This is a genomic window from Bacillus sp. EB01, from assembly GCF_000613125.1.
Taxonomy (GTDB): domain Bacteria; phylum Bacillota; class Bacilli; order Bacillales; family Cytobacillaceae; genus Bacillus_D.
On record NZ_HG964497.1, the window covers coordinates 197,405 to 211,759 of the forward strand.

Consider the following 14,355-nt stretch of genomic DNA (forward strand, 5'->3'; position numbering starts at 1 on the left):
ACATAAGCAGTTGAATTTTCTCTAAATAACCACCCGTATTTTTTCGTATACCTGCCAAAATGGGATAAAACATCTACTTTTCAGTAATGTTAATAGAATTTTAAACAATTGTAATCTAATATACCAATAGTTGAAATGTATTTATGGGATAATGGCTACTTCAAGTTTAAAAGATGGTATCTTCTTCAGTTTCTGATCCCCCCTATCCGAAACTAAAGAGATGGCCATTTTTTAACTTGATTCATTGATTATTATCAATATTTTCAGCCTGGGTGGTGCAAGTATGGAAGGATCAAGAAGGGGAAGAAAGAGAAGAAGGATAAAATGGATGAGAGTCGTTGCCGCCCTTCTTTTATTAAGTATCTTTTTTGTTGGCCTTTTTACGATAGTTCAGTATATAGAAGGAACGATAAAAAAGGTTAATCAACCATTTAAAAAAGCTGAAGCAACTCATTCGTTTAATGGGGTGAAAACTAAAACAGACGAAGTAAATGTCCTTCTACTAGGTAGTGACTCTAGGGGAGAAAAACAAGCTAGAACCGATACCATAATGGTAGGACACTATAATCCCAATACTCAGGAGATAAAACTTATTTCTCTTATGCGGGATATGTACGTATCCATACCTGGACATGGAGAGCATAAATTAAATGCTGCTTATACATATGGAGGACCTGAATTATTAAGGCAAACCATTAATTTGAATTTTGGTCTGGATATTCATCATTATGCAATCGTCGACTTTAAAGGATTCGAAAAAGCTGTCGACCTCCTTGTGCCCAATGGAATTGAAGTAGACATACCATACGAGATGTCCGAAGGCATCGAAATGACGTTAGAGAAAGGAACTCAACGGCTTAATGGCAAAGAACTTTTAGGCTATGTTCGTTTCCGTCAAGACCGTCTAAGTGACTTCGGCCGGGTTCAAAGACAGCAAGAAGTCATCACAAAATTAAAGGATGAAGTGGTAAGCCTGCATAGTGTCACAAAGCTTCCTGATCTATTAGGACTCTTAGGTACATACATCGATACAGACATTGACACCCCAACACTCTTGACAATCGGAAAAGACATTTTGTCCAACGATAGCGGAGAAATACAATCAATTCGCATTCCTGAAGATGGCAGTTTTACAAATGTACGTCATGAAGAAATTGGCGAAGTCTTACAAGTGGACTTAGAACAAAACAAAACAGCTCTTGATATGTTTTTAGGAAAAGAAAAAAGTAATCCTTGATAATACGGTACCATATTTTTTTGATGGGAGTTAGTTGTGACTGTTGATTTTCCGGCCCAAGCACTCACTTGCGCAGTACGTCAATTGTGCCCGCAGAATCAGGGTGCCCTCTCTTCTATTCAGCAGCTAATTTACTAACATACTCTCAAACCATCCCCTTCTTAAAATCGAAAAACCGCACGAGTCAAATTGACCGTGCGGTTAACTATATGTATTAGGCGAGACAGTGTGACCATCGAACCAACCTGACATGGCACGCAGGTTACAAGCGATGTTGACTTAATAGAACAGCAAAAGAGGTAAATTTAAAAGCACCCCCCGCTATAGTAGCAGGAAGGTGCGAGAATGATTAAATTTTGATTAGGTTATCCTGTTTCTCTGTTTCCGTGATTATAATATTTCTTTTTGCCATTTCTTCGATATATTCTTTTCCGGGAACAATCAGCTCTGGTGGATGGACGCCTTTTTTAGCTATTGTTCCATTGCCAATCATTTGTGCTACGACGGAAATGGTGTTTGCGGTTGCGCGTGCCATTGCTGTTACATTGTTTGTACGGTCTTTAAATGTCGTCATTTCATATTCGTACGTCGTTTTTACTCCATTTTTCTCTCCTGAGACGATGACGCGAAGCAATACCACATCATCTTTGTCCTTTAAGTCCACAATCGGGCCAAGAACCTTTAACAAGACATCTCTAGGCTTGACTTGCTGCCCTTTAATGTCTACCTCGTAATCATTACGGGTCAGGTTAAGATCAACAAGCAATTTGAATTTTTCCGCATGACCTGGGAAGCGGATCGTTTTATACTCCAATTCATCTAAATATGGGTATGAGTATGGTAATGTGGAGGTTCCACCCGAAGTATGAAATGCTTCCAGCGGACCAAATTTCTCAAAGTAGATTTTTTCTACCTCCGAAAGCGAAGGTACTTCTAGCTTTACTCCATTGCGAATGATCAATGAAGGATCGGTATAATGATCGAATAATCCTTCCATTGAAAAAACATGATTATATTCAAGCGGGGGTTCAGGCCTTGCAGGAATCCCGCCGACATACATCTTAATGGACTTGACATTATCGAGGTTGCTTGCTCCGTATCCTGCCAAAATATTTATCATACCTGGGGCAACACCCAAATCAGGGATTATCGTCGAATGAGCTGCCAGTGCCTCTTCTTTCAGCTCCAATACGCGATCCGTAATATGACCAATATGTCCACCAAGGTCAACAGAGCTTACCCCTGTAGCAATAGCCGCTTTTGCAACTATTTCATTAAAGGTATAAAAAAGTGCATTAACAACGACATCATATTGGCTAATAAAATTTACCAGCTCGTCGTAGTTCCCGGCATCAACAGAAAACGCTTTTAATTTTGATGATTGGAGTTGGTTGCATACTTGTTGTGCACGCTCTAAATCAATATCTGCCAATCCAACTGCCTCTACTCCAACACTTTGCACTAAATCACGTGCTGCTTCTTTTCCCATTAATCCAGATCCTAATACAGCTACCTTCATCTTAACACCTTCCTTTCAAAAATCCGGATGGAATTCCACGCTGCCAATGCCCTTATATATAGTTTAATAGTTACTTAAATTATAAATTCATTAAATTTATAATAATATGTATGCTTTAACCGAAAATAAATGTAATTAACATCCAATTTCTATACTTTTTTACCAAATTGAAATAATGAAGCTAGGCTTCCGGTATTTATTCAGCCCCAAACCAAATAACAAGCTGCTGTTCTCATTGCTACAGCGGATATATTGGCCCGCTTAGCCTAATGCTCCATCTAGAATCACCATGATAAAAAACCAACCAGTAAACCATTGAATCCAGCTCCATACAGAGTTTTTCGGCCGTAACCAAGGTAGCAGTATAAATAGAAAAAAGACAACCTCACACTATTGGTGTCAGTTGTCTTCCTTCAAAATTTTTCCCTACATGTTAGGATACAAGTTCCACATTTTCCTGTTTTATTCTCTCTTCTTTTAACGCTTTTTTCGCCCAGTAAGTGGCAATCATAGGTCCAGAAATATTATGCCAGACGGAGAAAATAGCCCCTGGGACAGCTGTAATTGGAGAAAAATGGGCAGTTGCTAGCGCTGCAGCAAGACCGGAGTTCTGCATCCCGACCTCGATTGAGATTGCTTTTTGATCGGGGTAAGGGAATTTACACCATTTGGATATAAAGAACCCTAAAGCCAATCCAATAAAGTTATGTAAAATAACAACACCGAGGATGGCCAAACCTGATTCCAAGATATTTTGTTTATTCCCCGCTACCACTGCTGATATAACACCGACAATCCCAATTACAGAAACGAGTGGCAAGATTTTCGCTCCTTCTTCTGCTTTATCCTTCAAAATCCATTTGAAGGCGATACCCAGTATAATAGGAAGGAGAACGATTTGCACTGTTGAGAGAAACATATCTTTACCTGATACAGGAAGCCACTGGCTCGCTAATAAATAAATAAGTGCTGGAGTTAGGATTGGTGATACTAAGGTCGCTACTGAAGAAACAGCAACGGACATGGCAACATTGGCCTTTGCCAGGTACGACATAACATTCGATGCGGTTCCCCCAGGACAACAGCCTACCAAAATAACGCCAACGGCAACTTCAGGAGGGAGATTTAATCCTACAGCCAGGAGATAAGCAGTACCTGGCATAATGATGTATTGAGCAGCTACCCCGACGAATACAGCGAGAGGCTGCTTAAATACTGCCTTGAAATCTTCTAAAGATAACGTTAATCCCATCCCGAACATGATAATTCCCAGCAGTATGGAGATATGGGGGCCAATCCAGGTAAAACCGGATGGAAACAACATGGCCAAAGCTGTGAATAGTAAGACCCAATAAATAAACGTATTTCCAGCTGCCGTACTAATTCTTGCTAACGTGTTCATTTTAAACCACCTTTGAGTATTTTTATTAATTATTTCATTATAATTTATTTTCAGAAAATATCAACAACAATTTTCGATAAAAAACGATGAACTTTTTATCTCTGAATTAACCTTTAATTAAATAAACACCTGGCCTCGCAGGCGGATGTGGAGTAATGAGAAAAGACCGCAAAAAATTATGCGGTCTTTTCTCCAGATAACTTCCATAGGAACACTGGTTAAAAGTTGTTCCGAAGGTGCTTGCGCTTATCTAAGGTGTAAGAGGAGTATAGTCTACCCCTTTTGTATAGCGGTTAGCTGCATTCCATAGTAGGAATTCGTTGATTCCATTTTCATTCAAGGCACGGATTTGGGCTTCCACTTCGGCTTTTCCGTATTTCTTATAGTTCCCTGCTCCAAGATAGCTTGCGGTGAAATCCTGGATCCAAGGCCTTGAGACCGGGCGGTTTTCCAATGCATCCAGTACCTTATTTTCATGCTTAGCGTACTCATTGATGATTTCGTACGGCTGCAGGTCAGGCTTTTCAATTCCGAAATAGCTTGTCCAGTGGCTTGGGTAAATCATGCTGGAGATGGCATCCACATTTGCGGAGATCTTGGAGAAGTTCTGTCCAATTCCAGGGGCTTCCGGAAGAGTGGCTGAATAGCCGAAAATATCAACCGAGACATCTACATTGTATGGCTCCAGTTCTTTCTTCGCATAGGCGACAAAATCGGTTACTGCATCGACTCTTTTTTGGACATTATCTTTTTCCACTTTACTGTAATCTCCCTGGGAATACTTGAGCGAGCTATCCCTTGTTTCAAAACCTTCCGGAAAACGCACATAATCGAACTGAATGTCCTTGAAGCCCATTTTGGCTGCTTCCTTGGCAATTTCGACGTTATACTCCCATACTTCCTTCATAAACGGATTAACAAAGCTTTCGCCTCGTCCGTTTTTCCACACTTTCCCATTTTCGGTAAAACTGAGGTCTGGCCTCTGTGTTGCAAGGTGGTTGTCCTTAAAGACCACCACGCGGGCAATTGGGTAAATCTCTTTTTCTTCCAAGGTTTTTAATAGTTTTTCAGGATCTTTTATGTACGGGCCGCCAATCTCTTCAAATGGTGAGCCTTTTTCGGGCTGATATTGCAGTAAACCAAAATCATCCTTAATATCGATGACCATGCTATTCAATTCAGTCGTTTCAACGAGCTTAAGAAGCTCATCAAACCTTGAAACGCTCACAGTTGGTCCGGTCACATAGATTCCTTTTACACCATCTTTCGGGTAATCAAATGAAAATGGGGATTTAAAACGTTCAGGCATGGGTTTTTTAGCCAATCCACTTTCTGGTTTTTCAGGCAAGCTTGACGCAGTCGGCGGTGGCTGTCCGACGTTTTTCCCCTGATTGCTACACCCTATTAGCAGGAAAGATACCAATAAGATGATAAGAGTTTTGTAGTTCATGTCGATTTCTCCTCTGGTAGGTCTTTTATTCTATTATAATGACGAAACTCCAAGATTTGTTCGAATTTCATCGAAAAATGCAGAAATTTGTGTTCCCCCCTTTCCCATTGGGTATGAAGATATTAGAATAAGCATAATGGAGGAATCAGCATGAAATCATTTATTCCTATTTTACTCGCTGCTGTCATGCTTACCGCATGCGCTGGAGCCAAGCAAAGCAATGAATCCCAAGACACAGAACCTATACCCTCAGAGGAAACGACGGAAACGGAAAATGTAGAAAAACCTCAAGAAACTGAAGAGGCTGCTAAGGAAAACACGGAGGAAGCTGTCGAAGAAACCCAGCCAGTCTATAAATTGAATGAAGCCAATTGGGTCATTGAACGGTTGGATGGGTCAAAGGAAAAAAATGTCCTAATTACAATCGATGATGCACCTGACAAGCATTCGCTTGAAATGGCCGAGATTCTCAACGGGCTTGGCGTAAAAGCAATTTTTTTCGTGAATGGGCATTTTCTTGACACTCCCGAAGAAGAGGAAAGGTTGAAAAAGATCCATGATATGGGCTTTGCCATTGGCAACCATACATATTCGCATCCAAACTTGACGCAAATTTCAGAAGAGGAACAGAAGCAGGAAATCGTCAGCTTGAATAAACGGGTAAAAGAAATCACCGGTGTTTCGCCTGCCTTTTTTAGAGCACCTTTCGGCATGAATACGGATTATTCCAAAGAGATTGCCGCACAGGAAGGCATGATGCTGATGAACTGGACGTATGGCTATGACTGGGAGAAGAAATACCAGAACCCCGATTCTTTGGCTGAAATCATGGTCGGCAGCCCGTACCTCACCAACGGGGCAAACCTTTTAATGCATGATCGCGAGTGGACGAAGGACGCACTTGAGGAAATCGTCAAAGGGCTGCAATCCAAAGGATATTCCATTGCCGATCCCGATTTGATTGAGGTCCCTAAAAGAGCAAATTAAAAAAAGAGTTAAAAATTCAACAGGCCTGGATGGGCCTGTTGAGTTTTTTAACCTTACTTTTTATGCATTCGCACATTTTACGAAATGGGGCTGCTAATTTTGTGTTATTTTTTTACTAAATTTGTTGATTTATTGACTAAAAAAATCCTTCAATTTTTCGAAGAAGCCATTCCGCTCATTTCTTGCCGTATTATAGGAGAGACCGAAATTATAAATATACTCATCCCCGCTCTTCGCACGATAAACATAGGACGGATCTTCCCTGAATCCTGGGATATCTCCTACTTCATTGTCGATTGCCTGTTGGTTGGCCGGCATCGTAAAAGGAAGTTTCCCAACAGGATTAAATCTGCCGCGGATAACATCAATTAATGCCTCTGGCTTCGTTCCAAAAGTAGCAATAAAAGATACAGCATTCGGCTCAACATTATTGAGCAGCCATGGGCTTCTCAAGTTGATAGCCGTGATCGTTGGAACCCTCTTTTGTATTTGATTGATTCTGTCAATTTTGCTGACTTCAGTTTCAGGCCCGATTAACAACTGAGGGAATCGTTTTAATAAGTCTTGCTTTGGCATAATCCAGATAAGAGCATGCGTTGCATTCTCCAGGTTGTCTGTTAACGTAATATTATTATCGTGTTTACGAATTGCTTCTCTAAGCCTTTGTGTTGCTGCTCCATTCGTTCCTGCTGGGAACATCTCCACAAAAAGCCTAACTCCCTGGATTTTTTCATCCGTTAATGGCAATAAATTATTGTCATTCCTCAATAAGACTACGGACTTGCGATGCGCCAAATCAGCACGTTCTTGTGAAGCAGGATCATTCGCCACTTCAAGAGCATTATTTGTGTCTACATAAGGATTTTCAAAAAGGCCCAGCTTCATCATCTCAGTCAACAAATAGGTTGCAGACCGGTTTACTCTATCCATACTTACCAATCCTTGGTTAACTGCGGAAATGATTGGAGTTGGATTTGCAACACCAGAGAAAATATTCGTGCCTGAGTTCAATGCTTTCGCAAACCTTTGTTCAACTGGCAAATCTAGAGCCCCCCACGCTTTGTCGATAACGGCACTCGTATCGGAGTTTACATAGCCAAGGAAACCAAGCTGGCCGCGGAGGTAGTCGGTAATAAAGCTTCTGTTCATTGCAAAGCCAACTTCTTCAAACTGCTGTTCCGCACTAAACCGTGGCAAGCCCTGGTCCGCACTTTCATTACTTGGATACGCGTAATAAGGCATGATTGACGTCGCATCGGCCTCAATCGCTGCCCGGAAAGGTGGAATATGGTACCTCACCAGACTGCCTTCTGTCGGATAAATATTATATCGGCCTTCTTCAAAATGAGGATCCTTCCCCTCTTCACGCGCTCCTCCGCCTGGGAAATGCCTAACTGTGGTGGATACACTGTTTTCATTTAGGATATCACCCTGATACCCTTTAACAATTCTAAATATGATATCTGAAATAATCCTTGGATCTTCACCAAAAGTTTCATCAATCCTTGGCCATTCTGGATCGGTCGACACATCTGCTGAGTACCCATATAGTTTACGTATACCTGAAGCCCTGAACTCTCTTCCAGAAATTCGTGCAAATTCCGAAATTAGATTCAAATCACGTGTAGCTGCTAGACCCAAGGGATCTGGCCAGTGAGAAAACTGTCCTGGAGCCTGTAAATCTGGAGCAGTCGAAGCATGATTTCTCGGATTGGAAATAATCACAGCCGGAATCCCTAGCCTTGTCCTCTCTGCTGCTTCCTGAAGCTGGTTATTATAATTTGCAATCACATCTGCACTAGGGAATTCACGAAATATAAAATAACGGGTACTCTGGTCAAGCATCTTATTCGGGAGAACCAGCTTTCCTTCCTGGAACTTAGGAAATTCTGGTATAAGCAGCAATCCCGATTTCTCCTCCAAAGTCATTTTAGAAATCAAGTCCCGCACCCGTTCCTCATCGGAAAGCTGCCAGTTTTCATAAGGGTCTAGCTGTCCATTCCCGTTTAAATCCTTAAACGTCTTTCCATCAACCGTTAATTTCTGTTTAACTCTAGCATCGATTACAGGCGGTACCGTTTGTTGTCTTTTTTCACCACTCACCTGGGGACTCAAAAAAGAGAACGTCAAAAATACAACTAAAGAGGAAGAAATTATTTTCTTCAGAATTAAATCCACTAAAAACACTTCCTTAATGATAAATAGTATCGAACTATTTTTACTGTTTCTTTTTAGCAGATAATTCATCCAAAAAAATGAAAAAATGTGAGTTTGCTGTACTATCTTATATCCCTGGATTAAGCATAAAAAAGAAGCAAGGAAAATATCATTGCTTCAACCAAGATTTTTTTAAATTTGCTGCAAACTTTTTTCTAAATCATACTTTTGAAGACAACAACGGCCTGATTACAAAATTCACCGCGTAATACAGGATGCTGCACCACGTGCAGGTTCGGTCCGTTCCACTTGATGACGTTACCCATTTTGTCCTCATCGTTGCAGGCAGGCACATGGGCTTCTTTTCTTAATGTCTCCATGCTTCCTTTAATTATTTTCCTCCCTTTTAAAATAGCCGAATTAACGTTGGTTTTTATCCATTTAAAAAGGCCAAATCACAATGATTTGGCCTTTTTCTTCGTTAGTTTACCGTCTTTTTCTTCGGTTTCGAAAGAACGATGGAATATCAAGCGAGTCTTCTTGCTCATCGGTATCCCGTTCGTAATCCGCAGGCTCTTCATAGGCAGGTGTATGGCGGTGATTGCCGGATTGGCTGTAGTTTCCCGATTGGCCAAAGCTGCCGGACTGGCTGTAGTTTTGGGCTTCGTTGTAATTCCCCGATTCTGCATAGGCAATGGGCTCCCGCTGTCTTGACTGAGCCTGGTATTGCTCACGTGAATTGATATTCATGCCGCTAGGTCGGCGCGATGTATTCGACTGCGGTGCTTCCTTTTCATCATGATCGAATCCTGTCGCAATCACGGTGACCATGATTTCTTTTTCCAGGTTTTCATTGATGACCGATCCAAAAATCATGTTAAGCTGGTCATCTGTTGCAGCTGCCACAATATCGGCCGCTTCCTGAACTTCAAACAAACTGAGGTTCATGCCTCCTGTGATGTTCATCAGCACTCCTTTTGCGCCATTGATGCTTGTTTCAAGAAGCGGAGAAGAAATTGCCCTCTTGGCAGCTTGAGCAGCACGGTTTTCGCCTGAAGCCACTCCGATGCCCATAAGCGCAGTTCCTTTGTTGGACATGATCGTCTTCACGTCAGCAAAGTCCAAGTTAATCAATCCTGGAACAGCGATCAAGTCGGAAATGCCTTGGACACCCTGTCTGAGGACATTGTCCGCCTCACGGAACGCTTCAATCATCGGCGTTTTCTTGTCGACGATTTGCAGCAATCGCTCGTTTGGAATGATGATTAAGGTATTAACAGCTTCCTTCATCCTTTCAATTCCGGCTGCTGCATTTTGTGCCCGCTTACGGCCTTCAAAAGTGAACGGACGAGTCACCACTCCAATTGTTAGTGCGCCAAGTTCGCGCGCGATATTGGCAATCTCCGGCGCAGCTCCGGTACCGGTTCCGCCGCCCATTCCTGCAGTTACAAACACCATGTCGGCACCTTGCAGGGCCTCCCTGATCTGCTGCTTGCTTTCCTCGACAGCCTTTCTGCCAATTTCGGGATTTGCACCAGCCCCCAAGCCCCTGGTCAAGGAACTGCCGATTTGCATCGTGACCTCCGCTTTTGACATGTTGAGAGCCTGCGCATCTGTATTCACGGCAATGAACTCCACTCCCTGCACGCCGTCCTCAATCATCCGGTTAACGGCATTATTTCCGCCGCCGCCAACCCCAATTACTTTTATAGTGGCAAATTGATCGATATTGGTTTCAAATTCTAGCATATATAGTCCCCCTACTTTGCTTCAAATATTTCCCCCTATTTATCTCTATACATATATAATTCGCCATCGGCCCGGAAATTTTGTCTTTTCCTGCGATTTGTTAAAGAAATGTAATTTAACAGTAATAAAGTGTCATCTTTCTAGGGGGAGTGGATAGATTAGACTACAATCGTAATTTCGTTACTTCTTAGATATGTATAAACCAAGAAAATACTAAAACAACAAATTCAGACAACAAAAGTCAGATTTCCCCCATATCACCACGGCATCATTACCGCCTACTAGCGTGGTTCTAATGACACGTTCTACAATTGCAAAAAGCCGCCTTGTGGCAGCAAACCAATTAATACTGAAAGTAAGGTTTTGGACAAGGAGGAGCTTACAAGAGAAGCAGGTCTTTTTAAAGATACAAAGCATTAATTCAGCGACAGTATGTATTAGAAGTCTGAACATCCTGACCTGACCTTCTATTTGAAAGTCTCTTTTATCGTGGAGAGTACGCCTATCTGTTTATGCTGATAGATAAAGTTTGGAGGCAGGAAATGTCCTAAATTATCTATTAATTTGGAACGGTAATTGGTACTATAAAACAAGTATAAACGGTAATCCCCTGTTAAAAAACAGGGGAGATTTGATTAAAAATTTCTAAACATTTGCCGCCTTGCAAAGGGTCTTTGTATTTCCGGTTCTGACTCCTTTTTAGGTTGTTTATTTAATAGTTCCTCCAGCTTACTAATCGCATGGTCAAAATCATCGTTGCTTATTTCCTTCCTCGCTAATGAAGAACAAAGCAGGGCATAAGCTAGGGCTTTTGTATCTATTTGGACATTAACATTTACATCAACTTTGGAATTTCCACTATGTCCGACATTTGCATGGTTTTCATTTTTATCATTTGATTTTGAAATTATTTTTTGAACAAGATCTTCGGAAATTTCTTGATTCTGTATATCTCTATTCTCTGACATACTCTATCCCCACCAATTTTTAATCATCAAATGATTGGCTTTGATCCTGATCTTGGTCTTGATCGGCATCGGCACGCGTACGGACCCTCGCTTCGGAATCAGAATCAACATTTATATCCAAACAAATTTTTGCATTCCCGCTTTTTCTTATTTTTGCGATATTCTTATTTCGGTCTATGTTTTTTATTTCGTTGTCATTATCGATTTCAATATCATTTTCAAATTCATTATCCACTTCTGCATCAACATCGATATCTGTTCTGGAATCTGCGTTGCCTTGATTCCCTGAAAAATTCCCCCTATTCCCTTCTGCATAGTTATCACTCGACTCATTGATTCCTTTCCTTCGGTCTAGACCTGGAAACCAACCTTCCATTGATATGCCTCCTTTTTCGCTGTATCTTCTTCCCATTGACGGATACCAAACTTCTCCCATATAAAAATCCCTCCTTTTGCCCTTATTACTAATCAATGTATTCGCCCCGCGGGAAAGAGTATGGACAGCTGTATCATATCGGGAGATTTTTTTTATTATATTCAAGTTATTGCAAATTGGATTTTTGTACTAGGACAAATGTCTATCACTTTTAAGATTTAATGAATACACTGTGATTAGAAAACTAAGGAGGGAATAAAATGGCAAGAAGGAACAACAATGGTTCTGACACAAGAACTGATGTGGATGTGGATGTGGATTTTGATAATCGTTTAGACAACAGAACTGATGTGGACAACGATAATCAGGTTAAGAATCGCGATTACAACACTAATGTCGCAAAAATTGAGGATAGCGGAAATGCTAAAATTGATTTGGACATTAAAGTAGATTCTGACTCAAAGGCGCGCGTTCGCTCACGTGCCAATGCTGATCAAGATCAAGAACAGGATCAAGATCAGGATATCGACATTTAGTACTAATATATTAAGCCTGCCATTAACCCAATGGCAGGCTTTTACATATTTAGTCAAATTGTAAAAAATCCTCTCTGGATTGATAACGTGTCATAACCTTTTCAAGTAAGTTATTTTTAAAACATATTCATAAAAAGAATTTTTAAAGCCAGCTATTGATTATATTTTTATATTATAATATTTTAAAATTCTAAAAATTTAATATATACTAAATATATTATTATTTAGGGAGACTGAAAGCATAATGCAAGAAAATCTGACTTACATATTCCATCCTCTAGGGGACCAGGCAGTTGTCATAGAGCTTGGAGAAGATATCAATGAAGAAACACAGCAAAAGGTCCAACTCGTTACCTCGTTTCTTGATAGAAACATGGAATCCTGGATGATTGAATACATACCCGCCTTCACAACTGTTACGGTGTTTTATGACCCGGTTGAGGTAGTCTACAAGTTTAGAGGCAAATCCAGATTACCATATGACATTGTCTGTTTCCAGCTGAAAAAATTATTGGGCAAGATTTCTTCATCCGAAGAAACCCTGCAGCGGACAATCGAAATCCCGGTTTGCTATGGAGGAGAAATGGGCCCGGATCTCCCTTTTGTGGCAAAGCATAACGGTCTTTCCCAAGAAGAAGTGATTCACATACATTCTGCTGGTGACTACACAGTTTTTATGATTGGCTTTGCTCCAGGCTTCCCTTTTATCGGAGGCATGTCGGAAAAAATAGCCGCGCCACGAAGGGATAATCCCAGAATAAAAATCCCTCCGAGAACCGTCGGAATTGCTGGCAAACAAACAGGTGTATATCCGATTGAAACGCCAGGTGGCTGGCAGTTGATAGGCCGGACACCGATAGAACTGTTTCGTTCTGAAAACGAGCCGCCAACCCTCTTGAGGGCGGGCGATAAGGTTAAATTTATTCCGATTAGCATTGAAGAGTACAAAAGTCTTGGAGGTGATCCAGCATGATCACCGTAGTAAAACCGGGCCTCCTTACAAGTGTTCAGGATTTGGGCCGCTATGGATTCCAAAAATACGGAGTGATAGCCAGCGGAGTAATGGACCAGATAGCCCACCGGATAGCTAATATACTGGTAGGCAACGAGGATAACGAACCTACTCTTGAAATAACTCTGCTCGGACCAATTTTACGATTTGAGAAAGATTGCTTGATTTCCATTTGTGGTGGGGACCTTTCCCCGTCTATTAATGGCCTTCCGGTGAGGACATGGCGGACTATATTTGTGAAAGGAGGCAGTGAACTTCGATTCGGTCCAGCGGTAACCGGAACTCGGGTGTATCTGGCCGTGGCTGGAGGTATAACGGTCCCGGAAGTCATGAACAGTAAATCAACCTACTTAAGGGCAGGAATTGGAGGTTATCAAGGTCGTGCTTTGCAACAGGGAGATGTAATACGATTGACCACGCCAGGAGACCTTTCAACAGCGATGATGGAATACTTGGAGGGCCAAACCGGAAATAAGCCTTTTGCTGAAATGGATTGGTCGATATCATCAACTTTAATTCCGATTCACAGAAAGGACATGCCGATTCGCGTCATAAAAGGCAAGCAGTTTCATCTCTTCGATGAGGAGAGCAAACGAAAAATTTTCAGTGACAGGTTTGAAGTTTCCCCACAATCAGATCGAATGGGGTACCGGCTTAAAGGACCACAGTTACGGCTAGAAATTCCAGAGGAACTGATCTCCGAGGCCGTAAGTTTCGGGTCCATCCAGGTACCTGCTGAAGGAAACCCGATAGTACTGCTGGCGGACCGGCAGACTACAGGTGGCTATCCGAAAATAGGACAGATTGCAACTGTTGATTTACCCCTGATCGCCCAAGCAAAGCCCGGTGATTATATTTCTTTTAAACATGTGACACACAAAGAGGCCCAGCTTCTTTTCCTTGAAAGAGAGGAAAACCTAAAGCAGCTAAAAAATGGGATTTTATTAAAATTTAAATAGGAG

The 14,355-nt window shown here is 41.5% G+C and carries 12 protein-coding genes; 5 read left to right on the forward strand and 7 right to left on the reverse strand.

Annotated elements, in window-relative coordinates; genetic code table 11:
* The first annotated feature begins 283 nt into the window (after nucleotides 1-283).
* Nucleotides 284-1,237, forward strand: coding sequence for an LCP family protein (locus TY16_RS00835; RefSeq protein WP_043929769.1), 954 nt, complete (start codon nucleotides 284-286; stop codon nucleotides 1,235-1,237).
* A gap of 349 nt (nucleotides 1,238-1,586) precedes the next feature.
* Here the strand turns inward: TY16_RS00835 and TY16_RS00840 are convergent, their stop codons facing one another.
* The 3 genes from TY16_RS00840 to TY16_RS00850 all read right to left on the reverse strand — a co-directional run bounded on the left by TY16_RS00840 (nucleotide 1,587) and on the right by TY16_RS00850 (nucleotide 5,608).
* Nucleotides 1,587-2,756 carry a saccharopine dehydrogenase family protein gene (locus tag TY16_RS00840; RefSeq protein ID WP_043929770.1) on the reverse strand — a complete coding sequence of 390 codons (1,170 nt, stop codon included), beginning with the start codon at nucleotides 2,754-2,756 and terminating at the stop codon, nucleotides 1,587-1,589.
* 433 nt (nucleotides 2,757-3,189) lie between these two features.
* The gene (locus TY16_RS00845; protein WP_043929771.1) at nucleotides 3,190-4,158 is read right to left on the reverse strand and encodes a bile acid:sodium symporter family protein; all 969 of its coding nucleotides are present in this window, start codon (nucleotides 4,156-4,158) and stop codon (nucleotides 3,190-3,192) included.
* 250 nt (nucleotides 4,159-4,408) lie between these two features.
* Entirely contained in the window at nucleotides 4,409-5,608 is a 1,200-nt protein-coding gene (locus tag TY16_RS00850) for a putative glycoside hydrolase (protein ID WP_052342545.1), read from the reverse strand.
* A gap of 150 nt (nucleotides 5,609-5,758) precedes the next feature.
* Here TY16_RS00850 and TY16_RS00855 point away from each other — a divergent pair, with 150 nt between their 5' ends.
* Nucleotides 5,759-6,595 (forward strand): polysaccharide deacetylase family protein, encoded by an 837-nt coding sequence (locus tag TY16_RS00855; protein WP_043929772.1) that lies wholly within the window; start codon nucleotides 5,759-5,761, stop codon nucleotides 6,593-6,595.
* 129 nt (nucleotides 6,596-6,724) lie between these two features.
* On the opposite strand, the gene TY16_RS00860 is transcribed toward TY16_RS00855, so the two are convergent.
* The 4 genes from TY16_RS00860 to TY16_RS25015 form a co-directional block, all read right to left on the reverse strand.
* Complete coding sequence (locus tag TY16_RS00860) at nucleotides 6,725-8,773, reverse strand: glycoside hydrolase family 3 protein (RefSeq protein ID WP_052342546.1); 2,049 nt, start codon at nucleotides 8,771-8,773, stop codon at nucleotides 6,725-6,727.
* Between the two features lie 465 nt (nucleotides 8,774-9,238).
* Nucleotides 9,239-10,501, reverse strand: a complete 1,263-nt coding sequence (gene ftsZ, locus TY16_RS00865) for a cell division protein FtsZ (RefSeq protein ID WP_043929773.1) — start codon at nucleotides 10,499-10,501, stop codon at nucleotides 9,239-9,241.
* Nucleotides 10,502-11,136: 635 nt separating this feature from the next.
* Nucleotides 11,137-11,469, reverse strand: coding sequence for a hypothetical protein (locus tag TY16_RS00870; RefSeq protein ID WP_052342547.1), 333 nt, complete (start codon nucleotides 11,467-11,469; stop codon nucleotides 11,137-11,139).
* Nucleotides 11,470-11,488: 19 nt separating this feature from the next.
* Nucleotides 11,489-11,905, reverse strand: coding sequence for a hypothetical protein (locus TY16_RS25015; protein ID WP_052342548.1), 417 nt, complete (start codon nucleotides 11,903-11,905; stop codon nucleotides 11,489-11,491).
* A gap of 200 nt (nucleotides 11,906-12,105) precedes the next feature.
* Here TY16_RS25015 and TY16_RS00880 point away from each other — a divergent pair, with 200 nt between their 5' ends.
* The 3 genes from TY16_RS00880 to TY16_RS00890 all read left to right on the forward strand — a co-directional run bounded on the left by TY16_RS00880 (nucleotide 12,106) and on the right by TY16_RS00890 (nucleotide 14,352).
* Entirely contained in the window at nucleotides 12,106-12,381 is a 276-nt protein-coding gene (locus TY16_RS00880) for a hypothetical protein (RefSeq protein ID WP_052342549.1), read from the forward strand.
* 244 nt (nucleotides 12,382-12,625) lie between these two features.
* Complete coding sequence (gene pxpB / locus TY16_RS00885) at nucleotides 12,626-13,354, forward strand: 5-oxoprolinase subunit PxpB (protein WP_043929775.1); 729 nt, start codon at nucleotides 12,626-12,628, stop codon at nucleotides 13,352-13,354.
* Nucleotides 13,351-14,352, forward strand: coding sequence for a biotin-dependent carboxyltransferase family protein (locus tag TY16_RS00890; protein ID WP_043929776.1), 1,002 nt, complete (start codon nucleotides 13,351-13,353; stop codon nucleotides 14,350-14,352). The genes pxpB and TY16_RS00890 overlap by 4 nt, the downstream gene beginning before the upstream one ends.
* Nucleotides 14,353-14,355 lie beyond the last annotated feature (3 nt).

Excerpts from the sequence above, each read along its gene's own strand:
- TY16_RS25015 (WP_052342548.1), bottom strand. The coding sequence starts at position 11,905 with ATGGGAGAAGTTTGGTATCCGTCAATGGGAAGAAGATACAGCGAAAAA.
- TY16_RS00870 (WP_052342547.1), bottom strand. The coding sequence starts at position 11,469 with ATGTCAGAGAATAGAGATATACAGAATCAAGAAATTTCCGAAGATCTT.
- TY16_RS00890 (WP_043929776.1), top strand. The coding sequence starts at position 13,351 with ATGATCACCGTAGTAAAACCGGGCCTCCTTACAAGTGTTCAGGATTTG.
- ftsZ (WP_043929773.1), bottom strand. The coding sequence starts at position 10,501 with ATGCTAGAATTTGAAACCAATATCGATCAATTTGCCACTATAAAAGTA.
- TY16_RS00835 (WP_043929769.1), top strand. The coding sequence starts at position 284 with ATGGAAGGATCAAGAAGGGGAAGAAAGAGAAGAAGGATAAAATGGATG.
- TY16_RS00855 (WP_043929772.1), top strand. The coding sequence starts at position 5,759 with ATGAAATCATTTATTCCTATTTTACTCGCTGCTGTCATGCTTACCGCA.
- pxpB (WP_043929775.1), top strand. The coding sequence starts at position 12,626 with ATGCAAGAAAATCTGACTTACATATTCCATCCTCTAGGGGACCAGGCA.
- TY16_RS00840 (WP_043929770.1), bottom strand. The coding sequence starts at position 2,756 with ATGAAGGTAGCTGTATTAGGATCTGGATTAATGGGAAAAGAAGCAGCA.
- TY16_RS00880 (WP_052342549.1), top strand. The coding sequence starts at position 12,106 with ATGGCAAGAAGGAACAACAATGGTTCTGACACAAGAACTGATGTGGAT.
- TY16_RS00845 (WP_043929771.1), bottom strand. The coding sequence starts at position 4,158 with ATGAACACGTTAGCAAGAATTAGTACGGCAGCTGGAAATACGTTTATT.
- TY16_RS00850 (WP_052342545.1), bottom strand. The coding sequence starts at position 5,608 with ATGAACTACAAAACTCTTATCATCTTATTGGTATCTTTCCTGCTAATA.